This is a genomic window from Azospirillum sp. TSO35-2 (assembly GCF_003116095.1).
Classification (GTDB): domain Bacteria; phylum Pseudomonadota; class Alphaproteobacteria; order Azospirillales; family Azospirillaceae; genus Azospirillum.
In genome coordinates this window covers 614008-638428 of the sequence record NZ_LGRA01000008.1, presented here as the reverse complement: position 1 = coordinate 638428, position 24421 = coordinate 614008, and the positions used below count along the sequence as shown (strand labels likewise).

The window sequence follows — 24421 nt, the reverse complement described above, 5'->3', positions numbered from 1 at the left end:
CTTCCGGCGCAGCAACGAGATACGGCCGGGCGCCGCCCTGTCCAGCCTGACCTTTGGGAGAGGGGAGGGGTCAGCCGGCCCGCCGCCCCGGCTTTCCGGCGGGCGGCGGCACCATCCGCCGGCCCTGGCCGGCCTGCTGGGTCATGAAGGTCTTGCCCTTCGGCCCCTTCTCCCGCGGCTTGGCGGTGGCGCCCACCGGCTGCCACGCCGGGATCAGCTGGTGTTCACCCGGGCCGATCAGGTCGTCGCGGCCCATGCGCTTCAGCGCCTCGCGCAGGATCGGCCAGTTCTCCGGATCGTGGTAGCGCAGGAAAGCCTTGTGCAGGCGGCGCTGCTTCAGACCCTTGGCCGACGACACCTCCTCCGACCCGACGCGGCGGACCGGGCGCAGCGGGTTGCGCTCGCTGTGATACATGGCGGTCGCCAGCGACATCGGCGAGGGCAGGAAGGTCTGCACCTGGTCGGCCTTGAAGCCGTTCCGCTTCAGCCACAGGGCGAGGTTCATCATGTCCTCGTCCGTGGTGCCGGGGTGGGCGGCGATGAAGTAGGGGATCAGGTAGAGCTTCTTGCCGGCCTCCTTGGCCGCCTTGTCGAACATCCGCTTGAAGTCGTCGTAGGCGCCCATGCCGGGCTTCATCATCTTGGCGAGCGGCCCCGGCTCGGTGTGCTCCGGCGCGATCTTCAGATAGCCGCCGACATGGTGGGTCACCAGCTCCTTCACATACTCCGGGTTGCGGACGGCGAGGTCGTAGCGCAGGCCCGACGCGATGTGGATCTTCTTCACCCCCGGCACCGCCCGCGCCTTGCGGTAGAGCTGGACCAGCGAGGAATGGTCGGTGTTCAGGTTCTTGCAGATGTCGGGGAAGACGCAGGACGGCCGGCGGCAGACCGACTCCGTCTCCTTGTCCTTGCAGGCGAGGCGGTACATGTTGGCGGTCGGCCCGCCCATGTCCGAGATGGTGCCGGTGAAGCCCTTGGTCTTGTCGCGGATCAGCTCGATCTCGCGCAGGATCGAGCCTTCGGAGCGGCTTTGGATGACGCGGCCCTCATGCTCGGTGATCGAGCAGAAGGAACAGCCGCCAAAGCAGCCGCGCATGATGTTGACCGAGAACCGGATCATCTCCCACGCCGGAATCCGCGCGTCGCCGTAGGACGGGTGGGGCGCGCGGGCGTAGGGCAGGTCATAGACGCCGTCCATCTCCGGCGTTTCCAGCGGGATCGGCGGCGGGTTCAGCCAGACGTCGCGGTCGCCGTGGCGCTGGACCAGCGCACGGGCGTTGCCGGGGTTGCTCTCCTGGTGCAGCACGCGGCTGGCGTGGGCGTAGAGCACCTTGTCGGCCGACACCTGCTCGTAGCTGGGCAGGCGCACCGCCATGCGGTCGGCGCCGGCGGCGCGCGGCGACACCACGGCCGACGGCTCGTCGATCGAGCTGCTGTCGACCACTGTCCAGCCGTCGGGAATGGCGGAGCGCATCACCGCGGTGCCGCGGATGTCGATCATCGCCTTGGGCGATTCACCGGCCAGCGCCCGCTGCGCGATCTCGATGATCGCGCGCTCGGCGTTGCCGTAGACCAGCAGGTCGGCCTTGGCGTCGACCAGGACGGACCGGCGGATCTTCTCGCTCCAATGGTCGTACTGGGCGATGCGGCGCAAGCTGGCCTCGATGCCGCCCAGCACGATGGGGACGTCCTTGAAGGCTTCGCGGCAGCGCTGGGAATAGACGATGACGGCGCGGTCGGGCCGCTTGCCGCCCTCGTCGTTCGGGGTGTAGCTGTCGTTGTGGCGCAGGCGACGGTCGGCCGTGTAGTGGTTGACCATCGAATCCATGTTGCCGCCGGTGACGCCCCAGAACAGGCGCGGCTTGCCCAGCACCTTGAAGGCGTCGGCGCTGCTCCAGTCCGGCTGGGCGATGATGCCGACCCGCAGCCCCTGCGATTCCAGCAGCCGCCCGATGATCGCCATGCCAAAGCTGGGATGGTCGATGTAGGCGTCGCCGGTGACGACGATGACATCGCACTGGTCCCAGCCCAGCCGGTCCATCTCCGCACGCGACATCGGCAGGAACGGCGCCGCCTTGGGGCGCACGCTCCGGTCGGGGCGGTGGGCGAACAGGTTGGGGGCCGCGAGCATCGCGTTCTCCAAATCGTGTGAAACGGTGCGGGTGGAAGCCGACAGTCTTAGCGCGTTCGCCCGCAAATTCCCACCGCTGATAGTGCAGCGGAGCGATGGGGTATTGCGGGGGCGGGGTTGCGCAGGGATGTGGGGCCGGGTTGCGGCGATGCAAGCCCCCCTCAGGTCGCCAGACCGTCCGCCCCCGCCGCGCGCCCGTTCCGCCGCGCCACCGCCCAGCCGATCAGCGCTCCGGCCAGCAGCACCAGCGCCGCGATCAGGAAGGCCGACCCCGGATGCGGCAGCAGCGGGTCCGACCCGGCCGAGGCGGAGTAGACCGCACCGAAGAACACCGGCGACAGGATGCCGGCGACGCTGGCGACGCTCATGTTGGCGCCCTGCAACTGGCCCTGCTCCGACTGGGACACCCGCTGCGTCATCAGCGACTGGATGGTCGGCATCGCCAGTCCCCACAGGGCGTTGGGCAGGATGGCCAGGGCGAAGTACAGGCCGGTCGGCGCCAGCCCCATGCAGGCGATGCCGAAGGCTCCGCCGAACAGGCCGATGATCATCGTGCTGCGGTCGCCCAGCCGCTTGACCACCCGCGGCACCAACACCCCCTGCATGACGAGGTCGAGCGCGCCGACCGTCGCCAGCAGCAGGCCGACGTCCCAGGCGCTCCAGCCGTACCGGTGCGCGGCGTAGAGCACGAAGACGGCGGGGAAGACCTGGTGGGAGAAATGCAGCAGGAAATTGACCAGCGACAGCCCCGACAGCTCCGGGTGCGAGCGCAGCAGGCGCAACGCCCCGAACGGGTTGGCCCGCCGCCAGGAGAAGGCCATGCGATGCTCCGGCGCCAGCGATTCCGGCAGCACGAACAGGCCGTAGAGGAAGGCGAGGCCACTCAGCGCCGCCGCGGCCCAGAAGGGGGCCCGCGGCGACAGCTCGCCCAGCACGCCGCCCAGCAGCGGGCCGGCGATGAAGCCGGCGCTGAACGCGGCGCCGATCAGGCCGTAGGCCCGCGCCCGCTGGTCGGCCGGGGTCACGTCGGCCATGTAGGCGAAGACGGTGGTGAAGCTGGAGGAGGTCACGCCGGCGACCGCCCGCCCGACCACCAGCCACCACAGGCTGGGCGCCAGCGCCATCAGCACATAGTCGGCCGCCAGCCCGAGGGCCGACAACAGGATGACCGGCCGCCGGCCGAACCGGTCCGACAGCGACCCGATGACCGGCGACGAAAAGAACTGCATCAGCGCCCACAGCGCGATCAACGCGCCGTTGATGGTGCCGGCCTGCGCATCGGCGGCGACAAACCCCTCGATCAAGGCCGGCAGCACCGGAATCACGATGCCCATCGCGACGATGTCGAGCGCGGCGGTGACGAGGATGAAGGCCATGGTGGCCGTGCGCGGGCGAAGAACGGGAGACATGGGAAGACCTTGGACATCGAAAGCGGGTTTAAAAAATGGTCCGGCCCGGGCCGGCGCGCGACGTCGGCCGATCAGGACGGGCCGAAGCAGGGTCGCGGAGAGGGCCGGATCATAGGGGAAATGTCGGCGAACGAGAAGCGAATTATTTCCGATATCGGATGCAATCGGTCAAAGACACATAAGGGGGATTATGGAAATTGTTGGTGGAGGGTATGGCGTCGGCACCGCAACGCTCATCAAAAAGCGCGCATCGCCCAATGGGCTTGCGTTTCGACGGCTGGCCCGCTCGGGGCGCCTTCAATCGCCGAAGCGGCAGCGCCAGGCGTTCCAGCCGCTCCGCGCGCCGAAAAGGGCGCCGATGACGACCGGGAAAACCCAGACCGTTGGGCCTCGCCGGAGGAATCCGGCCTGGGCGAAGCCCCAGAGAATCGCCCAAGCGACGAACGCGCCGCAGGCTCCAGCGGCGATGGACAGGCCAGGGCGACCAAACCGCCGGGCCAGGGCCGGGGCCAGGTCGATCAGCAGGGTGCCGATTCCACAATGCGCCCGTGAAACTCCCATGCCGCCGCTCAGCGCCCGAGAGACCATGTCGCTGCCCAGTCCAAGCTGGACCTCCTCCAACCCGGATGCCCACCGGATCAGGGGGCCGGCCCTCTCCGCAACGAAGAAGGCCGGCGGCCGCTCAGCCGAAGCGGCCGGTGATGTATTCGGAGGTCTTTTCCTTGGCCGGGTTGGTGAAGATCTCTTCGGTGTTCCCGAATTCGATCAGCTCGCCCAGATACATGAAGGCGGTGAAGTTGGAGATGCGGGCCGCCTGCTGCATGTTGTGGGTCACGATGGCGATGCAGTAGTCGGAACGCAGCTCGTCGATCAGCTCCTCGCACTTGGCGGTGGAGATCGGGTCGAGCGCCGAGGTCGGCTCGTCCAGCAGCAGGACCGACGGCTTGACCGCGATAGCGCGGGCGATGCACAGGCGCTGCTGCTGGCCGCCGGACAGGCTCATGCCGTTCTGGCGCAGCTTGTCCTTCACCTCGTCCCACAGCGCGGCACGGCGGAGCGAGAACTCCACCCGCTCGTCCATGTCGGCGCGCGACAGCTTTTCATACAGCCGGACGCCGAAGGCGATGTTGTCGTAGATCGACATCGGGAACGGCGTCGGCTTCTGGAACACCATGCCGACGCGGGCGCGCAGCAGGTTCAGGTCCTGCTTGGGCGACAGGATGTTGACGCCGTCCAGCAGCACCTCGCCGGTGGCGACCTGCTTGGGGTAGAGGTCGTACATCCGGTTCAGGATGCGCAGCAGGGTCGACTTGCCGCAGCCCGACGGGCCGATGAAGGCGGTGACATGGCGGTCGTACAGCGGCAGCGTGACGCTCTTCAGTGCCCGGTAGCCGTCATAGAAGAAGTCCAGGTTGCGCACACTGATCTTCTCGGGCAGCCCGGCGCCGGCGATCGGCCGGTCGTGCGACGGACCGACCGAGGCGTGATGGCCGGACGGACCGCTGAAGGCGTGGGGCGGCATCTGGCGGCTGCTGTCCGCGGGGCTGTTGGCGTCCATGTGGGTCATGTCCATGGTTACTTTCTGGTCGTGCCGAGACCGGCCAGCAGCCGGGCGCCGATGTTGAGGAGCAGGATGGTCACCGTGATCAGCAGCGCGCCGCCCCAGGCCAGCTGCCGCCAGTCTTCATAGGGCGACATCGCGTACTGGAAGATGACGACCGGCAGGTTGGCCATCGGCGCGTTCATGTCCGCGCTCCAGAACTGGTTGTTCAGGGCGGTGAACAGCAGCGGCGCCGTCTCGCCGCTGATGCGGGCGATGGCCAGCAGGACGCCGGTGATCATGCCGTTGCGGGCGGCGCGGTAGGCCACCATGGTGATCATCTTCCACTGCGGCGCGCCCAGCGCCGCCGCGGCTTCGCGCAGGCTGTTGGGCACCAGCTTCAGCATGTCCTCGGTCGTGCGGACGACGACCGGGATGACGATGACCGCCAGCGCGATGGCGCCGGCCCAGGCCGAGAAATGGCCCATGCGGACGACCATCAGTTCATAGACGAACAGGCCGATCATGATCGACGGCGCGCTGAGCAGCACGTCGTTGATGAAGCGCACCACCTCGGCCAGCTTGCCGTTGCGGCCGAACTCGGCCAGGTAGGTGCCGGCCATGATGCCGATCGGCGTGCCGACCAGGGTGGCGACGGTGGTCATGATGACACTGCCGAAGATCGCGTTCAGCAGCCCGCCCTCGCCGCCCGGCGGCGGCGTGTTCTCGGTGAACAGGGGGAGGTTGATGGCCGACAGCCCGTTGTAGAGCAGCGTCCACAGGATGGCGACCAGCCAGAACAGGCCGAAACCGGCGGCGCCCAGCGCCAGCGACAGGGCCACCTTGTTGACGATGCGCCGGCGGTGGTACAGGCCGCCGACCGGCATGGACAGGGTGGCGGAATTGGAGATGCTCATGAGCCTCAGACTCCGGCCTTGCGCTGCAGGCGCAGCAGCATCAGCTTGGCGATCGACAGCACGGCGAAGGTGATCACGAACAGGATCAGCCCCAGCGCCACCAGCGACGAGGTGTAGACGTCGCCGACCGCTTCGGTGAATTCGTTGGCGATGGAGGCCGAGATCGTCGTGCCCGGCGCCATGATCGAGGAGCTGATGCGGTGCGCGTTGCCGATGACGAAGGTCACCGCCATCGTCTCGCCCAGCGCGCGGCCCAGCCCCAGCATGACGCCGCCGACCACGCCGGTGCGGGTGTAGGGCAGCACGACGTTCCACACCACCTCCCAGGTGGTGGCGCCCAGGCCGTAGGCCGATTCGCGCACCATCGGCGGCACCGTCTCGAAGACGTCGCGGGTGATCGAGGTGATGAAGGGCAGCACCATGATGCCCAGGATCAGCCCGGCGGTCAGCACGCCGATGCCGTAGGGCGGGCCCATAAACAGGTTGCCGATGCCGGGGATCTGGCCCAGCGTGGCGATCAGGAAGGGCTGGATCGTCGACTGCATGAAGGGGGCGAAGACGAACAGGCCCCAGATGCCGTAGATGATGCTGGGAATGCCGGCGAGCAGCTCGATCGCGACGCCGAGCGGGCGCTTCAGCCAGGCGGGGCACATCTCGGTGATGAACAGGGCGATGCCGAAGCTGACCGGAATGCCGACCGCCATCGCGATGATCGAGGTGACGAGCGTACCGTAGATGGGCGCGAGCGCCCCGAAATTCTCCGACACCGGGTTCCAGACTTCGGCGGTGACGAAGCCGAAGCCGAAGGTGCGCAGCGCCGGCAGCGCCCCGTCGATCAGCGACACCGTGACGCCGCCCAGGATCAGCAGAACGAGCAGGGCGAAGGCCAGGGTGGCGTTGCGGAAGACGGCATCCTGCAGGCGCTGGTTGCGGGCCCGGCGGGCGGTGGAGGCTTGGTCGGTCAAGGCTAGCGCAATCTCGGTCATGGCCGCTCCGTGAGGCGTGCGGAAGGGGGAAGGGATATTCCCTCCCCCCTCCGGCGGATCAGGACCCCGGGCACCATGGCGCCCGGGGGTCGGTTGCCCGTGGTCCTGGTGGCCGCTTTACTTGGCGGACGCGGTCCAAACCGGCTTGCCGTCGGCCTGGATGGTCTGGCTCCAGGTCTTCTGGACCATCTCGACGACGTTGGCCGGCATCGGCACATAGTCCAGATCGGTCGCCATCTTGGCGCCGTCCTTGTACGCCCAGGAGAAGAACTTCAGCGCTTCGGCCGAGGCGGCGGCATCCTGCGGAGCCTTGTACATCAGGATGAAGCTGGCGCCGGTGATCGGCCAGCTGGCGGCGCCCGGCTCGTCGGTCAGCAGGACGTAGTAGCCCTTGCTGTTGGCCCAGTCGGCGTTGGCCGCGGCGGCCTGGAACGCCTCGATCTTCGGCGCGACGGTCTTGCCGTCCTTGTTCTGAAGGTCGAGGTGGGTGATGTTGTTCTGCTTGGCGTAGGCGTATTCGACGTAGCCGATCGAGCCTTCGGTCTGCTTGACCATGTTGGCCACGCCCTCGTTGCCCTTGGCGCCGATGCCGGCCGGCCACTGGACCGAGGTGTTGGCGCCGATCTGGGTCTGGAACTTCGGGCTGGTCTTCGACAGGTAGTCGGTGAACAGGAAGTTGGTGCCCGACCCGTCCGAACGGTAGACCGGCGCGATGGCGGTGGCCGGCAGGTTGACGTTCGGGTTCAGCGCCTTGATCTGCGGGTCATTCCACTTGGTGACCTCGCCCATGTAGATGTTGGCGAGGACCGTGCCGCTGAGCTGGACTTCGCCGGCCTTGATCCCCTTCAGGTTCACCACCGGGACGACGCCGCCCATGATCATCGGGAATTGGATCAGGCCGGCCTGCTCCAGCTCTTCCGGCTTCAGCGGCATGTCCGACGCGCCGAAGGTGACCGTCTTGGCCTTGATCTGCTTGATGCCGCCGCCCGAACCGATCGACTGGTAGTTGAGACCGATGCCGGTCTCCTTCTTGTAGGCGTCGGCCCACTTGGCGTAGATCGGATAGGGGAAGGTGGCGCCGGCGCCGGAGATGTCGGCGGCCGCGGCGACCGACACCGAGGCGACCGAGACGGACAGGACGGCCAGGGCACCGAAGGCGGCGCAGCGAGCAAACGCCGAAGTCGTGGTTTTCACGGCAAAACTCCCGATAGGTTTGGACGTTGTCGTTGGGTTCCAATGCGCGCCCGGCATCGGCCGGGCGGTGTACCCCGCCTTCTTCGTCGCGGTGACCATAGCCGCGACGGGTGACGGGTTTGTTTTGTTTGCGTGTCAGTTTTATGAAACCGACCCGTTCCCCCACCCGGCGGCGCGGACGCGCGGCGCGGATGTTCCGGTTCAGCGCGCGGCGCGGATTTCCTGAAGAAACAGATGCACGGCGGAGCCGAGGCTGGTCGCCTCGTGCGACAGGCTTTCGGCGACCTGCAGCACGTCGCCGGCCTGGGCGCGCACCGTGGCTGCGGCGGCCGACAGGCCGGCGACATGGTCCGACGCCGCCTGCGTGCCGACCGCCACCCGGTGCGAGCTGTCGACGATGCTTGACGTGATGGTCGCCTGTTCCTCCACCGCCGTGGCGATGGCCGACGCGTTGGATTCGATGCGCTGGACGCTGTTCGCCATGGTCGCGACCACCTCGGCGGTCTGGCGGCTGGCGGTCTGCGTCGCCGCGATCTGGCGGGCGATCTCGGCCGTCGCCTGCGCGGTCTGGCTGGCAAGCTGCTTCACCTCGCCGGCGACCACGGCGAAGCCCTTGCCGGCCTCCCCTGCCCGCGCCGCCTCGATGGTGGCGTTCAGGGCCAGCAGGTTGGTTTGCCCGGCGATCTCGTCGATCAGGCCGACGACGGTGCCGATCTCGCCGGCGGTGGCCGACAAGTCGGCGACCGTGGCCTTGACCTGCTCCGCCCCGACCGCGGTGTCGCCGATGATGCGGGCGGACTCGCCGGTGCGTCGGCTGATCTCGGCGATGGACTGCGAGATCTCTGACGCGGCGGTCGCCACCTGCTGGATGCCGGCGGCCATCTCGCCCGACAGCTCCATCGCCGCTTCGGCGCGTTCGTTGGCGTTGGCGGCGATGTCGGTCAGCGAGCGGGCACGCGCCGCCATCACCCGGGCGGCGTCGGCCAGCGTCTCCACGCTGCTCAGCACGTTGCGCTCGAACTGGTCGGCGATCTCCAGCATGCTGGTGCGACGGGCCGAGGCGGCGTTGCGCCGTTCCTCCTCCACCTTCTCATGCGCCAGGTCCATCGCGCGGGCGTTGGCGATGAAGACGTCGAGCGCCGCGGCCATGTCGGTGATCTCGTCGTTGCCGTCGGCCTTCAGCTCCACCGTCAGGTCGCCGCCGGCCACCCGGCGCATGGCGGCGGCCAGCGCCTCCATCCGGCCGACGACGCGGCGCCCGACATAGAGCGAGACGATCAGCCCGGCGAGCAGCACGCCGGCGGTGGCGAGCAGGATCTGGATGTCGTTGGTGCGCTCCAGCGCGTCGTGGGCGGCGGTGGCGCCGTCGGCGGTGGCCTGTTCCGCCGACTGCACCAGCCCGTCGACCATCGCGGTCAGGGCGGAGCCGGTGCGGCGGTTGCCGTCGATCAGCCCGGCGTTCTCGCCATAAGCGGCCAGTTCGCCCTGGCGCAGCGTCAGGATGCCGTCGTCACCGAAGCCGATGGCGAGCAGACGGTCCGACAGGCCGCGCACCGTGTCGCCGAGATCACCGCCGGAGGCCCGCACGGTCTGGCCGATCGCCGCCGCCAGCGGATCCAGGGTGCGGCGGGCGGCGGCCAGCCGGGCGGCGCTGTCGGCGTTGCCCGCCTCGGCCAGCTTGCCGGCCAGCAGGTTGGCGTCGGCCAGCAGGCCGCTCAGCACGGTGTAGCGGTGCTGGGCGGCGGGAACCACACTGGTCGACAGCTCGTGCATGCGCGCCTCGATGGCGTTGCCGGCCTCGGCGATGCGGCTGCGCGAGTTCAGCATCAGCGGCAGCATGCGGGTGTTGGCGTCGCCGTCCAGGCGGACGATGTCATCGACGCTGGCCGCCAGCGCCTCGGACAGTTGGCGGGCGTCCGCCGCCGGGGTCGCGGGGTCGAGCTGGCGGACGCGCCGCATGTAGACGTTGCGGTCGCCGTCGCCGTAGGCGGACAGCCCGTTGATCGCCGCGACGACCGGCGCCGCCGCCTCGCTCTTCGCCAGCGGGCGCAGGGCGCCCTGCACGTCCGACGCCGCGGAGTCGAAGTCGGTCGACAGCGACATCACCTTCGACCGGTCGGTCTCGAAGGCGCCGATCAGCAGCGACTTGGTCAGCGCCGCGGTGGCGCCGCGCAGTTGGAACAGCGGAATCACCGTCTGGCCCAGCTCGCCGCCGATCACCGCGGAGGATTGCGAGGTCGCCTCCACCATCGCGTCGATCGCCTGCGCCAGTTGCTCGCGGGAGCGCTGCATGTCCGGCTTCAGCGCCGCCAGCAGGCGGGCGTGCGCCTCGCTCAGCTCCGCCAGCCGGGCGCTGCGCCGGTCCTGGAGCTGCAGGCGGCGGCCGGTGGCGGCGGCCAGCGCGTCGATGTTGCCCAGCAGCGAGCGGGCGGTGGCGGTCAGCTCGGCGATGCGGTCGCCTTCGGCGTGGCCGCGGGCCAGCCGGGCGAGCTGGTCCTCCAGCGCGCGGCGCTGCGCCTCGACCTCGCCACGCAGGCGGGCGAGATCGTCGTCGGAGGAGGCGGCGTCGATCAGCGGCCCCAGCGCCAGCGCCCGCGCCGTGGTGGTGGCGAGGCCGTGCGCGGCGCTCAGCACCGGCACCTGGGTCTGGGTGATGTCGGCGACATGGTCCTTGACGGCGCCGTAGGACATCCAGCCGACGACCGCCGCGATGCAGGGCAAGGCGGCGACGGCGCCGAAGGCGATCAGCATTTTCGCCTTGATGCCGGAGCGCCGGCGCCGGTCGATGCGCGCTGCCATATGGCCCACCCGTGGCTGGAGGTTGTCCCGAACCGGCGCGCTCAATCCAGCGCACCGGCCGCCGCCATGGGTAGCCCCTCTGTTTGGATGTTTCCGTGATGGTTCGATGAAGTTTTCGCGACGGACAATCGAGGGAACCGGCGAACGGCCGTTGCGGAGGCGAAACCAGCGCCGCCGCGACGGCCGGCCGGCATCAGACCGGCGGCGCCGTCTTCCGCAGGCTGTCGCGGTCGGACGCCGTGGCGAACCAGGCGGCGAGCGTCGGGCGCCCCTCGCGCCAATCCTCATGCCCGAACCGGAAGTCGAGGTAGCTCAGCGCCGCCAGCACCGCCAGCGTGCCGATGCTGACCCCACCCTCCAGCTTGGCGGCGTCGGTTTCCAGCAGGTCGAGCGAGCGGGCGACGGCCTTGCGCTGGCGCTCCATCCAGTTGGCCGACTTCTCGCCGTCGGGGCGCATCGACTCCAGCCGGCGCAGGATGGCGGCGTCGCAGATGCCGTCGGCGATGGCCTGGAAGCGCAGCGCGGTCCAGCGCGCCGGGCCGGCCGGCGGGAACAGCGGCGCCCCAGCAGCTCCGAGCCCATCGAGATATTCGGCGATGACCGGGCTGTCGAACAGGGTGGTCCCATCCTCCAGCGTCAGGGCCGGCACCTTGCCCAGCGGGTTGTCCTTGGGCAGGTCGGTGTCGGCCGACCACGGGTCGGTGGCGACGCGCTGCACCCGCGCCTCCAGACCGCGTTCGATCACCACCATCATCACCTTGCGCACGTAGGGCGAGGTGGGGCTCCAGCGCAACGTCAGCATCGGCGTCCCTCTCCAGTCATGGTTTCGTTCGCGTCGAGCCTAGACCGGCGGCGGACGGCCGGTCCAGGCGCGGCGCCGGCAGCCCTCACCCGCGGAAATGGTCCTTGCGCCGGCGGAGCTCGGCGAACACCTCGACCGGCGGCGCCCCCTCCAGCCCGACCGCCGCCTGAACGCCCGGATCATCGGCGCGCAGGAAGGGGTTGGTGCGCCGCTCCACCCCGATGGTGGAGGGGATGGTCGGCTGGCCACGCTCGCGCAGCGCCACCACCTCCTCGACCCGCTCCTGCAGGGCGCCGTTGCCGGGGTCGACGGTCACGGCGAAGCGGGCGTTGGACAGCGTGTATTCATGGCCGCAATAGACCCGCGTGGCGTCGGTCAGCGCGCGCAAGGATTGCAGCGACTCCCACATCTGCGCCGGCGTGCCTTCGAACAGGCGGCCGCAGCCCAGCGCGAACAGGGTGTCGCCGCAGAACAGCGATTCGGCCTCCTGGAACCAGAAGGCGATGTGGCCGCTGGTGTGGCCGGGCATCGCCATCACCCGGACCGTCTGCCCGCCGAACACGGTGCGGTCGCCGTCGCCGAGCGCCACGTCCAGGTCGGGGATGCGATGGGCGTCGGCCCGCGCGCCGATGACCGTCGGGCGGTGCCGCGCCTTCAGCGCGGCCACCCCGCCGATGTGGTCGTCGTGGTGGTGGGTCAGGAAGATGTGGGTCAGCGCCCAGCCGCGCCGTTCCAACTCGGCCAGCACCGGCGCGGCGTCGCCGGGATCGACCACGCCGACCTTGCCGGACGCCGCATCGCGCAGCACATAGATATAGTTGTCGGCGAACGCCGGAACGAGAATGACCTCCACGGCAGCGGACTCCCCTGCTGTTGCGATACGAAAACCGTGTTACGCTGGGATACCATGTACACCGATATCGTCGATCTGAGGGAGTTCTACGAGTCCGGATTGGGCCAGACCGCCCAGCGGATGATCCGTCGGCGCATCCGCACCATCTGGCCGGACGTCCGCAACCAGATCGTGCTGGGCATCGGCTACACCACGCCGTATCTGCGCCCCTTCATGGGCGAGGCCGACCGGGTGGCGGCGGTGATGCCGGCCAGCCAGGGCGTCAGCTTCTGGCCGGCGGAGGGGCCGGGCATGGTGGCGCTGGGCGACGAGGCCGACCTGCCCTTCGGCGACAACACCATCGACCGCGTGCTGCTGGTCCATGGGCTGGAGGGCACCGAGCAACTGCGCCCGATGATGCGCGAGATCTGGCGGGTGCTGGCCGGCGGGGGCCGGGTGCTGGCGGTGGTGCCGAACCGCCGCGGCCTGTGGGCGCGCGCCGACTGGACGCCCTTCGGCCACGGCTTTCCCTATTCCGCCTCGCAACTGAAGCAGGTCCTGCGCGACACCATGTTCGTGCCGGAACGCACCCGCCACGCCCTGTTCATGCCGCCGCTGCGCTCGCAGGTGCTGCAGAAGACGGCGCCCGCCTGGGAAGAGGTCGGCGGGCGCTGGTTCAAGGCCTTTGCCGGCGTGACGATGATCGAGGCGTCGAAGCAGATCTTCGCCGGCGTGGCGCGCCGGGCGGTGCAGCAGCCGACCAAGCGCCGGCTGATCGTGCCGCTGCCGGGCGGTGCGGCGCCGGCCGCGCGGACCGGCAGCATCCGAACCGGCGGCGACCCGGACACCGAGCCCTATCCGAGGCCCTACCCGCGGGCCTGACGCAGCGTGTCCGCCACCCGGCCGCCCAGGCTGCCGGCCCGCGTCGCGATGGTCTGGCTCAGCGTCGACAGCTCGTCCAGCGTCCGCGTCACCCCGCTCAGCGTCTGTTCGGCATCGCCGATCCGCTGCTCCGCCTCCATGGCGTCCTGGCGCGAGCGGTCGAGCGACCGCGCCACCTCGGCCGTCAGGGTCGCCTGTTCGTCGATGGCGGCGGCAACCGTGCCGTTGATCGCCTGGATCGAGCCGATGGTGGAGTGGATGCGGCCCAGCGCCTCGTCCACCGCCGCGGTTTCCTTCTGCAGGTTGGCGACCTGATCGGCGATCTGCTTGGTCGCGTCGGCGGTCTGGCGCGACAGCGCCTTCACCTCGTTGGCGACGACGGCGAAGCCGCGGCCGGCCTCGCCCGCCCGGGCCGCCTCGATGGTGGCGTTCAGCGCCAGCAGGTTGGTCTGGCTGGCGATGGCGTTGATCAGCTTCACCACGCTGGCGATCTGCTCCGCCGCCGAGCGCAGCGAGTTCATCACCGTCGTGGCGCGGTCGCTGTCCGAGGCGGCGGCCAAGCTGATCTCCCGCGCCTTGCTGGTGTCGCCCGAGATCTGGTCGGAGGTCGAGGCCAGCCGGTCGAGCATGCCGGCGATGGCGCCGACCGACCCGTCGACGGCGCGGGCCGCCCCGGCGGCGTCGGCGGTCTGGCGCAGCCCGTTGGCCCCGGCGGTGCGGACGGCGGCGACCGCGGTTTCCAGCTTGCGCCCGGCGTCGGTCATGTCGGCGGCAAGGCCGCCGATCTCGCGCTCCAGCCGGACGGACAGGTCGTGCAGCATGGCGTTGCGCTGCGTCTCCGCCGAGTCCGTACGCAGGGTCGACAGCACCCAGTGGCGGGCGATCCGGGCATGGCGGCGGGTCTGGTCGGCCGGGCCGGCGATGGCGAGCGCAGCCACCCGGTCGCCCTCCAGGTCGATGGCGATGGCGTAGCCTTCGCGCATGGTGCCGTTGGACTTCGCGGCCTCCTCGCGGGTCACGGCGCGCTCGTCCAGGCGGCGGGCCATGATGTCGGCGGCGACCGGGTGGGTGGTGCCGATGCGCTCCCGCGCGGTGGAGGCGACGACGCTGCCGCCCTTGCCGATCAACGAGACGACGGCGTCCAGCTCGCGGCCGATGGAATCGCAGATGTCCTGTGCGATGGTGGCGCTGATGTCCAAGGCGCTTCTCCCCTGATTATGGCCCGCGCGACGGTGGGCGCGGGGGGCGGCTCCGGACCTGTGCCGCCGGACCTGCATCCCGGCGAATATCCGACGTGTCGTCCGTCCCATCCCGATACTACACGCAACGAATGTGGACGCAGGGTTGAAAGATTGACGCAGCGGACTATTCTTTCCCTTGCCGGGCCGGACGATCGGGCGGCCTTCCCGCAGGGACCGCGTCCGCGCCGCGCATCGCCCTTGCCGCAGTGCGGGATCGGTGCGACACAAGGCCATTGCGCCAGCACCGGATGCTCCCATGACCGGCACCCCCATCGTCGAGGCCGCCCCGGCCAAGCTGAACCTCTACCTGCACGTCACCGGCCGCCGGGCGGACGGCTACCACACGCTGGACAGCCTCGTCGCCTTCGCCGAGATCGGCGACACGCTGACCCTGGCGCCGGGCGCCGCGCGGGTGGCGCTGCGGGGGACCGACCTACCGCCGGCCGGACCGCGGCTGGCCATCGCCGGCCCCTTCGGCCCGGCGCTGATGGGGGAAAGCCCGGCGACCAACCTGGTGATCCGCGCCGCCCACGCGCTGGCCGTCCGGCTTGGGCGCGAGGCCGATGTGATGATCGCGCTGACCAAGGCGCTGCCGGTGGCGTCCGGCATCGGCGGCGGATCGGCCGACGCGGCGGCCTGCCTGCGGGCGCTGGCGCGGTTGTGGGGACTGCCGCCCGACGACCCGGCGCTGTTCGCGGTGGCGGCCGGGCTGGGCGCCGACGTGCCGGTCTGCGTCGCCGGGCGAAGCTGCTTCTTCGGTGGCATCGGCGATGTGCTGGACGAGGCGCCGGCCTTGCCGGACACCCACGCCGTGCTGGCCAACCCCGGCGTGCCGGTGCCGACCCCGGCGGTGTTCAAGGCGCGGGCGGGATCCGGCGCCGGATTCTCCGCCCCGGCCCGCTTCGATCGCCGGCCGGCCGACGCCGCCGATCTCGCCGCCCTGCTGCGCGAGCGGACCAACGACCTGACCGCCCCGGCGCTGACGGTCGCCCCGGTGATCGCCAACGTGTTGACGGCGCTGGAGCGCAGCGCCGGCTGCCTGTTGTCCCGCCTGTCGGGCAGCGGCGCCACCGCCTTCGGCCTCTACGCCACCGCGGCGGAGGCAGAGGCCGCGGCCAACGTCATCGCCGCCGCCGAACCGCGCTGGTGGGTGAAGCCGACCCGGCTGCGCCCGACCCCGGCCGACGCCCCGGCCCTGCCGCGCGGCGTGGTCGCCGCCGCCCAGGGGACCGCCCGGGTACCACCGCCGCCGGTTCCCTTTCCCGACACCGGCGGCTGGGGCGTCGGCTGACGGCGCAACCGCCGCTGGGCCGTCAGGCCCGCATGTAGCTCCAGCCTTCCGCCTGCGCCTCGGCGATGTCGAGGACACCGGCGGCGACCACCGTCAGGCCATCGGCGCTGCGGCCGGTCTTGGCCAGCGTGTTGCCGCAGACGCGCAGCAACCGGTCGGTCTCGGCGTCCGGCGTGTCGAGCGCCGCCGCCACCGCACCGGCGTTGACGACGATCCGCACCGCTGCGTCGGGCCGCGCCTTCAGCAGGTTGCGGGCGTTGTTCCGCGCCCGCTCCAGCGCGGCGGCGGTCGGGGCGTGGATGACCAGCCGCAGGGGTGTGGTGGACGGCGTCGTCATGGCTCACTTCCCCGTGGCCGCGTCGTGGAAGGAAAAATCGAACAGCGCGTCGACGTCCACCGGGTCGGTGATCTGGCCCAGCCGCTGCTGGAACGCCTGCATCTGCTTGGTCGACTCCAGGACCACCCGCGGGTCGTCGACCAGCGTCGTCGCGTCGGAGGACAGCGCCGCGCGCATCACGTCCTGCTCGACCAGCCCCTTGCCGATCGCCGCGGTCACCAGCTCCGCCGTGCGGTCACGGTTGGCGGTGGCGAAGGCGGTGGCCCGGATGTGCAGCTTGACCAGCTCGGCGATGGCGGCGCGGTCGCGGGCGATCGCCTCCTCCGTCACCACCAGCACGGCGCCCGGCTGCCTGGGGAACATGGTGCCGGCCTTGGCGACGATCGTGGCGTCCGGCAGGCGGGACTGCACCAGGGTCAGCGTCGGCTCCAGGATCGACGAGCCATCGACGGCACCCGACAGCAACGCCTGCTGCAACGGCTGCTCGCCCATGCCGACGATCTCGATGTCGTCGGCGGCGATGTGGGCGATCTCCAGCATCCAGTAGCGCAGCACGGTGTCCGGCACCGATCCCGCCGGCAGCGAGCCGATCTTGGCCGGGCGGCCGTGGGCGGCACGGAACGCCTTGAACCCTTCCGCCGGGCTGGCGGCCGCGGCCATCGCCTTGGACAGCGGACCGCGGCCGATCAGCGCCACCTGATCGATGACGTTGGCCGCGACCACCTTCAGCTTGACCCCCTTGGAGCGGGCGATCATCGCCGGGCCGATCCCGACATAGGCGACGTCCAGCGTGCCCGACGCCAGCCCCTGGATCATCGCCGGCCCCGACTGGAAGCTGGTGGTCTGCAAGGTCAGCCCGGCCTCCTTCGCCCAGCCCTCGCCCATCAGCACATAGAGCTGGGTCATCGGGATGATCGGGATGTAGCCGACGCGCAGGGTCGCCGCGGCGTGGGCCGGCAGCGGCAGGGACAAGGCGGCCGCCGCGGCGCCAAGGGTGGCGGCGGTCGTCAGCAGATGGCGGCGATTCATGGTGGTACGGTCGGTCGGCGGCATGGACGGGTCTCCGTTTTGCCGGGCAGCGTAGAGCGCGCGGCTGGAAAACTCAATTCACATCGCCGGCAAGGCGCGCCTCTCGAAACAACATTGATGCGCTGTGTTATTCCGCCGGAGCCGGCAGCGGCCGGCGGATCGGGCGGACCAGCCACAGGTTCAGCGCCAGACTGACCAGCGCCGAGCCGCCGATCACCAGCGCCATCGGCTTCGCCGTGCCGTCGGCCAGCAGCCCGACCACCCAGCCCGACACCGCACCGATGCTGAACTGCATCATCCCGGCCAGGGCCGAGGCGGTGCCGGCCATCCGCGGGAAGGATTGCAGCGCCCCGGCCATCGAGTTGGCGAAGCAGAAGCCGGTCAGGGCCATGAACAGGAACAGGCAGCCGACCAGTTCCCACAGCCCGCCCCAACCACCGACGACGGCGGCGACCAGCAGCACGCCGCTCGCCGCCGACAGGAAGACGCCGGTCCGCAGCATGACGTCGGAGCCGAAGCGCATCACCGCCCGGCTGTTGATCGTGCTGACGATCATCATGCCGACGATGTTGATGCCGAACAGGAAGCCGTAATTCTCCGGCCGCACCCCGAACAGTTCGATGTAGACGAAGGGCGAGCCGGAGATGAAGGCGAACATCCCGGCATAGATGAAGGACGACCCCACCGCATAGCCGAGGTAGCGGCGGTTGGTCAGCAGCGTGCGGTAGGACTCGAACAGCACCATCGGCCGCAGGCTGGTGCGCTTGGACTGGGGATGGGTTTCCGGCAGGGTGGCGAGCGCCAGCAGCGCCACGGCGCCGAAGGCGGCCTGGGCCCAGAAGATCCAGCGCCAGTTCGCCCACACCAGGATCTGGCCGCCGATCAGCGGCGCGATGATCGGGGCGGCGCCCATCACCAGCATCATCATCGACAGGACGCTGGCGGCGCGGTCGCGTTCGAACACGTCGCGGATCATGGCGCGGACCAGCACCGGACCGGCGCAGGCGCCGACCGCCTGGACGAAGCGCCAAGCCGCCAGATGCGAGATGTCGGCGGCCAGCGAGCAGCCGACGCAACCGATGGCGTAGAGCAGGATGCCGGTCGCCACCGGCAACCGGCGGCCGAAGCGGTCGCTCAGCGCCCCCCACAGCAGTTGCCCCACCCCAAACCCAAGGAAGAAGGCCGACAGCGTCCACTGCACCTGGTCCTGCAGCGCGTGCAGGTCACGGCCGATCGACGGCATGCCGGGCAGATACATGTCGGTGCCCATCGGCCCGAACGACATCAGCACGCCGAGCGCCGCGATGAAGAAGGGACTCTCGGCGGGCAAACGGGAACGGACGGCGGCAAGGCGCGCGAGCATCGGCAGATCCGGAAGGATGGGAGGGGGAAAGACCGGACGGAGTCCGCAGCCTCTAAGCTGAGGGCTCTCCCGGCGCCGGGAAAGTCCTGTCTCGGCATGGCAGCCTTGATCGGTGCGCGATATATCAGTTTGGAATTCGGATGGCGGACCCGACCGTCGGGCAGGACCGGCGCGGCCTTCGACGCGGCGCAACAAAGCTCTGGTTCCATCCGGAAAAACATGGCTAAAATTGACGGGTGGGTCACCGGGATCAACCCAGCCGAAGGCCGCGCCATGCCGCATCACACCCGCCGGTCGCTCCTCCTGTTCGGCGCCTCCGGCGTCGCGCTGGCCACCCTGCCCGCCGCCCCGCCCGGATGGGCAGCCACGCCGGGAACCACTCCGGACGTGGTGGCGATCCAGCCGGGGCTGGTCTATGCGGCGGGCCAGAAGTTCGACAAGAGCTTCAACGAAGGCGCCTTCGCTGGGATGGAGCGCTTCAAGGCCGCCACCGGCCTGCCCTACCTGGAATTCCTGCCGACCAGCCCGGTGCAGTTCGACCAGGGCGTCGCGGCGCTGCTGCGGCGCGGGGTGACGGATGTGGTCGCTATCGGCTTCTACTACGCCACCGCCCTGTCCCGGCTGGCGCCCGCCAACCCGGCGGTGCGCTTCACCCTGATCGACGCGGTGGCGGAAGGGCCGAACATCCGCTCCGTCACCTTCAAGGAGCAGGAAGGGTCGTTCCTGGTCGGGGTGCTGGCGGGACTGTCCTCCAAAACCGGGACCATCGGCTTCATCGGCGCGCTCGACATCCCGCTGATCCGCAAGTTCGCCGCCGGGTTCGAGCAGGGCGCCCGTCACGTCCGCGGCGACGTGCGCGTGCTGGTCAACTTCGTCGGCACCACGCCGGCCGCGTTCAACGATCCCACCGCCGGCAGCGAGGTGGCGCGCGCCCAGTTCCAGCGCGGCGCCGACGTGGTGTTCGCCGGGGCGGGCGTGTCGAACTTCGGCATCTTCGCCACGGCGCGCGACAGCGGACGGCTCGCCATCGGTGTCGACAGCAACCAGAACTACCTCTACCCCGGCACCATCCTGACCTCGATGCTGAAGCGGGTGGATCTGGCGGTGGAATCGACCCTGCAGACGGCGCGACGCGGCGCCTGGACCGCCGGCACGGTGGCGCTGGGTCTGGCGGACGGCGGGATGGACTATGCGGTCGACGAGAACAACCGCGACCTGCTGACCCCGGCGATGCTGGAGGCGGCGGAGGCGGCCCGCCGCGGCATCATCGCCGGCCGGATCCCGGTCACCGATGGCAGTTGAGGGGGCCGCCGTTCACCGCCCCGGTCAGGCCGTCGCCTCGCACGCCTGCCAGCCGCGGGCGGCGGACAGGTCGGCACCCTTCAGGGTGGCGAAGCTGGTCTTGATCGCCGTCAGGTCGGTGCCGCGCAGCACCACGCCGGCCAGACTGGCGTCGCGCAGGTCAGCGCCATTCAGCCGGGCCTTGGCGAAGCTGGTTGGCCACAGCCGGCTGCCGTCGCCGCTGAGGTCGACCTTGCGCAGCTTCGCCCGCCACAGCTTGGCCCCGGCCAGATTGGCGCCCTCCAGGTTGCAGCCGGACAGGTCGGCGCTGGTGAAGTCGGCGTCGCGCAGGTCGCTGTAGGACAGATCCGCCATCATCAGCTTGGCGCCGGAGAAGTCGGCACCGCGCAGGCCGCAGAAGCGCATCACGGCGCCGCACATCAGCTGGTTGGCGAAGTTGTAGCCGCGCAGGTCGGTCCGCTGAAGCTGGATGCGCTCGCCGCCCTTGCCGCCCTTGTCGACCCAAATCTGGTGGGCGGAGATCAGTTCGGACATCCGCGCCGCGGTGGTGGTCAGCCCGGTGCCGTCGACATCGACGCCCCGCCGCTCCAGCGCCGCCCGCAATTCCTCGTTCAGCCGGGCGCCGCACATCAGGACGCCGTCCAGCGTCGCCTTGCGCATGCTGGCCCCGGTCAGGTCGGTCCCGATCAGGATGGCGCCGCTGAGATCGCTGCCGCTGAGGTCGGCGCCCGACAGGTCGCTGCCGGAAAAATCGCACTGCGCCATCCGGCAATCGGTCAGCACCGCCTGCGTCAGCGCGCAGCCGACGAAGGTGGTGGTGCCGTCGGCGTTGCCGGCAGCACGCAGTTCGCCGGCGTCCATCATCATGCCGCGGCGCAGGTCGGCGCCCTGCAGGTTGGCGTTCTGCAGCCGGGCGCCGTCGACCCGGGCGCCGCGCAGGTCCGCTCCCTGCAACTGGGCGCCGGTCAGGTCGGCGTTGGACAGGTTGGCGCCGTAGAGGTCCGCCTTGGACAGGACCGTCCCGACCAGCCGCGCCCGCGTCAGGCAGGCCCCGGTCAGCTTGGCGCCGGACAGGTTGATGCGGGTGAGGCCCAGCCCGGTCAGATCGTAGAAGCTGAGGTTGGCGCGGCGCCCTTGCCCCAGCGGGTCACGCAGCAGCCATTGCTGGTGCCGGACCAGCGCGTCGCGAACCGCCCGAAGGTAGCGCTCATCCATCATGCGACGCGTCGATCCCGTTGTGCCAGACAGCGGAGGGGCCAGGACGGCAGGGGTGCGAACGGCTGTTGTCTCACGCAACCGCCCGGCCGGATTCCAGCCGGACTGTTCGATCGCCGGATGTTACCGAAACGGAATCGATTCCGGAAGGCATGACCCCCATCCGTTTCGGCGATTCCGCAAGAATCTTTTGTCGCAGCGGCTTTCTGCGCTCCGGCCTACGCCGGCATGACGGGGCATAGGATCACAGCCGCGTGAGGCCGTGCCGCCTCCCCTTGGGCGGCGGGCGGTGCCGAACAATATAATCGCTCTCGACACCGACGATCAGCAGGGGAGGCCGGCGGCATGACCGAATCGGACAAGACCGAGGGCGAGTGGAAGCAGGACCTGTCGCCCAGCCAGTACCGCGTGCTGCGCCAGCACGCGACCGAGTATCCGGGTTCCAGCCCGCTCAACGACGAAAAGCGCGCCGGGACCTATCTGTGCGCCGGCTGCGGCCAGCCGCTCTACGCCAGCGACACCAAGTACGAGAGTGGTTCCGGCTGGCCCAGCTTCTGGGAACCGCTGCCGGGAGCGGTGGCGACCTCCACCGACCACAAGCTGGCCTACCCGCGCACCGAGGTCCATTGCGCGCGCTGCAACGGCCATCTCGGCCATGTCTTCGACGACGGTCCACGGCCGACCGGCAAGCGCTATTGCATGAATGGGGTCGCCATGGCCTTCGTCCCCGCGGATGCCGATGGCGGCAGCAAGGCGTAGGCCCCACAGGCGGTGGCCACGGAGCAAGAAACACCGGACCTTCGGACTGGATATTCTAAAAATTCTATGACGGAGCGGCGCTTACTGTCCGCTCCGTCATAGCCATCCCAAAAAGGCAGGGTTTGCCCCTATTCGTGGAAAAATGACAACTCTGGAATGAAGCGCGATGGTATGATCGCGTGCCGTGCAGCGGGTTGAAGCGGGGGCATCACAGCCCAGTCGCGGCCGCCGCACCATGGCCTCATGGCACCGGTGCCGCGAGGGGAGTGCGAATGGTCATTTCCGCCGAACTGCTGGGGATGCTGCTTCTGATTGCCAGCGCCGCCGCGCTTGGGTTGTCCATCGTCGTCGACGTTGGGCGCGTCAGCGCCGAGAAGGCGCGCGAGGCGATGAACCAGCGCCAGTATGACAAGAAGCGCGCCGCGCTGGCCGAATGGCGGCAGAAGACCGAACGCAAGCGCGTCGATTTGATCACCCTGCAGGCCCGGCTGACCGAATACAACGGCCGCCGACAGAAGGCCCTGACCGAGGTGAAGGCACTCGATTACTCCAAGATCGAGCTGGTCCACGAACTGGGCGACGCCGACGCGAACGGCGACGTCTATTGGGCGCAATTGGCCATCGGCCCCAATTTCAACGAGCTGGACCGCAAGGACATCGTGTTCTCCCGCCAGATCTGGGAATACCGCAACGTCGCCCACATTCTCGCCCCGTCGACCGACATGGCGCACGGCATGGTGCGGACCAGCTTTTCCCAACGCAACGGCCTGATCTGCTCGCCGGTGGTGCCGCTGGCGCTGGCTCCCGATCCCGAGAGCGAGGCGTCCGCAGCATGATGGGTGCCGCATGACCGGGATGATGCTGTACTTCGCGCTCGGCCTGATGGTGCTGACCGTCCTGTCCAACCGCTATTGGCGCCGGCAACTGGTGGTGACGCGGATCGCCATGTCCAAGCTGAAGGACAAGGTGGACGACGTGACCAGGGAAGTCGCCGACGTCGCGTCCGATTACGCCCAGCTGGCGCACAATTCCGCCGAAATGGAAAAGCGCGTGCAGAAGGCGGAAATCGATTTGCAGGCCGCCATCCAGGAGCTGGAGCAGAAGAAGGACGCGCCGCTCAACCGCTATTACGTGTTCGACCGCAACGAGCCGCGGCCCGGCCGTTTCTGGGAGGTGGCGGTGCGCTTCAACCCGTCCGGCGCCAGTTTCGCGGAACAGCGCGGCTATCGCGGCTGGTCGGGGATCCGCCGCTATCTGCTGATCGCCGACGGCGAACGGGAGGCCCAGGAACGGGTGGCCGCCCGCTACCCGCGCAAGGCCGGCTTCGAGGTCGTCGAGGTCGTCGGCTGCCGGCTGAACGGCCTGTCGGTCAACCGCATCGCCGAACTCAGCACCTTCCGCAAACCCTCCCGCGAGGAGGAGGACGGCGCCCCCGCCCGCCTGCAAAGCCGGATGTCGCCCGCGCGATCCTGACCGAAGCGGTGGCCCTTTCCGCCCACCGGACGCGGCCTATGTCCTGTCGGGCCATGCTGAGACGCGCCCTGAAACGCCTGCCGGCGTCCCCTTCCCTCCTCCTCGCCCCGCTTCTCGCCGGACTCGGTGCCTGTACGGGCCCGGAACTGGTCGACGCGCTGACGCCGCGGTCCGGCTACAGCGTGACCGCCGACCTGCCCTTCGGGGCGGACCCGCGGCTGCGGCTCGACCTCTATCGGCCCGACCACCCGGCGCCCGGCGCCCCGACCGTGGTGTTCTTCTACGGCGGAAACTGGGAGTCCGGAGACAAGGGGCAGTACCGTTTCGTCGCCCAGGCGCTGACCTCGCGCGGCTACACCGTGGCGATCCCGGACTACCGGCTGTACCCGCAGGTGCGCTACCCCGATTTCCTGCGCGATTCCGCCGCGGCCGTCGCCTGGGTGCGTCGGCACGGGCCGGACCACGGCGGCCCGATCGGCCCGGTCGCGGTGATGGGCCATTCGGCCGGCGCCTACAACGCGCTGATGCTGGCGGTCGACCGGCGCTGGCTGGCCGAACAGGGGCTCGACCCCGCCCGCGACCTGCGCGCCGCGATCGGGCTGGCCGGCCCCTACGACTTCCTGCCGTTGCAGAGCGAGATGCTGAAGGATCTGTTCGGGCCGGTGGAGCGCCGCCCCGACAGCCAGCCGATCAACCATGTGAGCGGCCATGGGAGCGGCGGCACCCCGCCGATGCTGCTCGCCACCGGCACCGCCGACGACACCGTGCTGCCGCGCAACACCCGCAACCTGACGGCAAAGGTCCGCGGCGTGGGCGGCCACGTGCGCGAGGTGGAGTATGACGGGCTGGGCCACATCCGCATCATCGCCGCCCTGGCCGCGCCGCTGCGCTGGCTGGCGCCGGTGCTGGACGACGTCGA

General features: G+C 69.9%; 22 protein-coding genes. 7 read left to right on the top strand and 15 right to left on the bottom strand.

The window, feature by feature from the left end:
• Positions 1 to 70: 70 nt before the first annotated feature.
• The 10 genes from TSO352_RS04385 to gloB form a co-directional block, all read right to left on the bottom strand.
• The gene (locus tag TSO352_RS04385) at positions 71 to 2131 is read right to left on the bottom strand and encodes a YgiQ family radical SAM protein (RefSeq protein ID WP_109106116.1); all 2061 of its coding nucleotides are present in this window, start codon (positions 2129 to 2131) and stop codon (positions 71 to 73) included.
• Positions 2132 to 2292: 161 nt separating this feature from the next.
• The gene (locus tag TSO352_RS04380) at positions 2293 to 3540 is read right to left on the bottom strand and encodes a TCR/Tet family MFS transporter (RefSeq protein WP_109106115.1); all 1248 of its coding nucleotides are present in this window, start codon (positions 3538 to 3540) and stop codon (positions 2293 to 2295) included.
• Positions 3541 to 3837: 297 nt separating this feature from the next.
• Entirely contained in the window at positions 3838 to 4161 is a 324-nt protein-coding gene (locus TSO352_RS04375) for a hypothetical protein (protein WP_109106114.1), read from the bottom strand.
• A gap of 61 nt (positions 4162 to 4222) precedes the next feature.
• Complete coding sequence (pstB, locus tag TSO352_RS04370) at positions 4223 to 5113, bottom strand: phosphate ABC transporter ATP-binding protein PstB (protein ID WP_247871895.1); 891 nt, start codon at positions 5111 to 5113, stop codon at positions 4223 to 4225.
• A gap of 2 nt (positions 5114 to 5115) precedes the next feature.
• Positions 5116 to 5997, bottom strand: coding sequence for a phosphate ABC transporter permease PstA (gene pstA / locus TSO352_RS04365; protein WP_199231480.1), 882 nt, complete (start codon positions 5995 to 5997; stop codon positions 5116 to 5118).
• A 5-nt stretch (positions 5998 to 6002) separates the two neighbouring features.
• Positions 6003 to 6983, bottom strand: a complete 981-nt coding sequence (gene pstC, locus TSO352_RS04360; RefSeq protein ID WP_109106113.1) for a phosphate ABC transporter permease subunit PstC — start codon at positions 6981 to 6983, stop codon at positions 6003 to 6005.
• A 117-nt stretch (positions 6984 to 7100) separates the two neighbouring features.
• Positions 7101 to 8177, bottom strand: coding sequence for a phosphate ABC transporter substrate-binding protein PstS (pstS, locus tag TSO352_RS04355; RefSeq protein ID WP_199231479.1), 1077 nt, complete (start codon positions 8175 to 8177; stop codon positions 7101 to 7103).
• 201 nt (positions 8178 to 8378) lie between these two features.
• The gene (locus TSO352_RS04345; protein WP_109106111.1) at positions 8379 to 10976 is read right to left on the bottom strand and encodes a methyl-accepting chemotaxis protein; all 2598 of its coding nucleotides are present in this window, start codon (positions 10974 to 10976) and stop codon (positions 8379 to 8381) included.
• Between the two features lie 193 nt (positions 10977 to 11169).
• Entirely contained in the window at positions 11170 to 11778 is a 609-nt protein-coding gene (locus tag TSO352_RS04340) for a glutathione S-transferase N-terminal domain-containing protein (RefSeq protein WP_199231478.1), read from the bottom strand.
• A gap of 85 nt (positions 11779 to 11863) precedes the next feature.
• A complete protein-coding gene (gloB, locus tag TSO352_RS04335) occupies positions 11864 to 12631 on the bottom strand; it encodes a hydroxyacylglutathione hydrolase (RefSeq protein ID WP_109106110.1) in 768 nt (255 codons plus the stop codon).
• A gap of 54 nt (positions 12632 to 12685) precedes the next feature.
• Between gloB and TSO352_RS04330 the strand changes: the two genes are divergently transcribed.
• Positions 12686 to 13492 (top strand): methyltransferase domain-containing protein, encoded by an 807-nt coding sequence (locus TSO352_RS04330; protein ID WP_247871894.1) that lies wholly within the window; start codon positions 12686 to 12688, stop codon positions 13490 to 13492.
• Here the strand turns inward: TSO352_RS04330 and TSO352_RS04325 are convergent.
• Positions 13477 to 14691 carry a methyl-accepting chemotaxis protein gene (locus tag TSO352_RS04325; RefSeq protein ID WP_109106109.1) on the bottom strand — a complete coding sequence of 405 codons (1215 nt, stop codon included), beginning with the start codon at positions 14689 to 14691 and terminating at the stop codon, positions 13477 to 13479. The genes TSO352_RS04330 and TSO352_RS04325 overlap by 16 nt on opposite strands.
• A 298-nt stretch (positions 14692 to 14989) precedes the next feature.
• Between TSO352_RS04325 and TSO352_RS04320 the strand changes: the two genes are divergently transcribed.
• The gene (locus TSO352_RS04320) at positions 14990 to 16024 is read left to right on the top strand and encodes a 4-(cytidine 5'-diphospho)-2-C-methyl-D-erythritol kinase (RefSeq protein WP_109106108.1); all 1035 of its coding nucleotides are present in this window, start codon (positions 14990 to 14992) and stop codon (positions 16022 to 16024) included.
• A 22-nt stretch (positions 16025 to 16046) separates the two neighbouring features.
• Here the strand turns inward: TSO352_RS04320 and TSO352_RS04315 are convergent, their stop codons facing one another.
• The 3 genes from TSO352_RS04315 to TSO352_RS04305 form a co-directional block, all read right to left on the bottom strand.
• Entirely contained in the window at positions 16047 to 16361 is a 315-nt protein-coding gene (locus TSO352_RS04315) for a hypothetical protein (protein WP_109106107.1), read from the bottom strand.
• Positions 16362 to 16364: 3 nt separating this feature from the next.
• Complete coding sequence (locus TSO352_RS04310) at positions 16365 to 17414, bottom strand: ABC transporter substrate-binding protein (protein WP_109106106.1); 1050 nt, start codon at positions 17412 to 17414, stop codon at positions 16365 to 16367.
• Between the two features lie 103 nt (positions 17415 to 17517).
• Entirely contained in the window at positions 17518 to 18753 is a 1236-nt protein-coding gene (locus TSO352_RS04305) for a Bcr/CflA family multidrug efflux MFS transporter (RefSeq protein WP_109106105.1), read from the bottom strand.
• Between the two features lie 273 nt (positions 18754 to 19026).
• Here TSO352_RS04305 and TSO352_RS04300 point away from each other — a divergent pair, with 273 nt between their 5' ends.
• Positions 19027 to 20055, top strand: a complete 1029-nt coding sequence (locus TSO352_RS04300; protein WP_109106104.1) for a BMP family ABC transporter substrate-binding protein — start codon at positions 19027 to 19029, stop codon at positions 20053 to 20055.
• 24 nt (positions 20056 to 20079) lie between these two features.
• Here the strand turns inward: TSO352_RS04300 and TSO352_RS04295 are convergent, their stop codons facing one another.
• Positions 20080 to 21273: a pentapeptide repeat-containing protein gene (locus TSO352_RS04295; RefSeq protein WP_109106103.1), complete on the bottom strand. Its 1194-nt coding sequence runs from the start codon at positions 21271 to 21273 to the stop codon at positions 20080 to 20082.
• Positions 21274 to 21615: 342 nt separating this feature from the next.
• Here TSO352_RS04295 and msrB point away from each other — a divergent pair, with 342 nt between their 5' ends.
• The 4 genes from msrB to TSO352_RS04275 form a co-directional block, all read left to right on the top strand.
• Positions 21616 to 22029: a peptide-methionine (R)-S-oxide reductase MsrB gene (msrB, locus tag TSO352_RS04290; protein WP_109106102.1), complete on the top strand. Its 414-nt coding sequence runs from the start codon at positions 21616 to 21618 to the stop codon at positions 22027 to 22029.
• 272 nt (positions 22030 to 22301) lie between these two features.
• Positions 22302 to 22865 (top strand): hypothetical protein, encoded by a 564-nt coding sequence (locus TSO352_RS04285; protein WP_109106101.1) that lies wholly within the window; start codon positions 22302 to 22304, stop codon positions 22863 to 22865.
• A 10-nt stretch (positions 22866 to 22875) separates the two neighbouring features.
• Positions 22876 to 23502 (top strand): hypothetical protein, encoded by a 627-nt coding sequence (locus tag TSO352_RS04280; protein ID WP_109106100.1) that lies wholly within the window; start codon positions 22876 to 22878, stop codon positions 23500 to 23502.
• Between the two features lie 53 nt (positions 23503 to 23555).
• Positions 23556 to 24421, top strand: an 866-nt coding sequence (locus TSO352_RS04275; protein WP_109106668.1) for an alpha/beta hydrolase, incomplete at its 3' end; no start/stop codon positions are given.

Coding starts and splice junctions, on each gene's coding strand:
- TSO352_RS04385 (WP_109106116.1), bottom strand. CDS start 2,131: ATGCTCGCGGCCCCCAACCTGTTCGCCCACCGCCCCGACCGGAGCGTG.
- TSO352_RS04380 (WP_109106115.1), bottom strand. CDS start 3,540: ATGTCTCCCGTTCTTCGCCCGCGCACGGCCACCATGGCCTTCATCCTC.
- pstB (WP_247871895.1), bottom strand. CDS start 5,113: ATGGACATGACCCACATGGACGCCAACAGCCCCGCGGACAGCAGCCGC.
- pstA (WP_199231480.1), bottom strand. CDS start 5,997: ATGAGCATCTCCAATTCCGCCACCCTGTCCATGCCGGTCGGCGGCCTG.
- pstC (WP_109106113.1), bottom strand. CDS start 6,983: ATGACCGAGATTGCGCTAGCCTTGACCGACCAAGCCTCCACCGCCCGC.
- TSO352_RS04345 (WP_109106111.1), bottom strand. CDS start 10,976: ATGGCAGCGCGCATCGACCGGCGCCGGCGCTCCGGCATCAAGGCGAAA.
- TSO352_RS04340 (WP_199231478.1), bottom strand. CDS start 11,778: ATGCTGACGTTGCGCTGGAGCCCCACCTCGCCCTACGTGCGCAAGGTG.
- TSO352_RS04330 (WP_247871894.1), top strand. CDS start 12,686: ATGTACACCGATATCGTCGATCTGAGGGAGTTCTACGAGTCCGGATTG.
- TSO352_RS04320 (WP_109106108.1), top strand. CDS start 14,990: ATGACCGGCACCCCCATCGTCGAGGCCGCCCCGGCCAAGCTGAACCTC.
- TSO352_RS04315 (WP_109106107.1), bottom strand. CDS start 16,361: ATGACGACGCCGTCCACCACACCCCTGCGGCTGGTCATCCACGCCCCG.
- TSO352_RS04310 (WP_109106106.1), bottom strand. CDS start 17,414: ATGCCGCCGACCGACCGTACCACCATGAATCGCCGCCATCTGCTGACG.
- TSO352_RS04305 (WP_109106105.1), bottom strand. CDS start 18,753: ATGCTCGCGCGCCTTGCCGCCGTCCGTTCCCGTTTGCCCGCCGAGAGT.
- TSO352_RS04300 (WP_109106104.1), top strand. CDS start 19,027: ATGCCGCATCACACCCGCCGGTCGCTCCTCCTGTTCGGCGCCTCCGGC.
- TSO352_RS04295 (WP_109106103.1), bottom strand. CDS start 21,273: ATGATGGATGAGCGCTACCTTCGGGCGGTTCGCGACGCGCTGGTCCGG.
- msrB (WP_109106102.1), top strand. CDS start 21,616: ATGACCGAATCGGACAAGACCGAGGGCGAGTGGAAGCAGGACCTGTCG.
- TSO352_RS04285 (WP_109106101.1), top strand. CDS start 22,302: ATGGTCATTTCCGCCGAACTGCTGGGGATGCTGCTTCTGATTGCCAGC.
- TSO352_RS04280 (WP_109106100.1), top strand. CDS start 22,876: ATGACCGGGATGATGCTGTACTTCGCGCTCGGCCTGATGGTGCTGACC.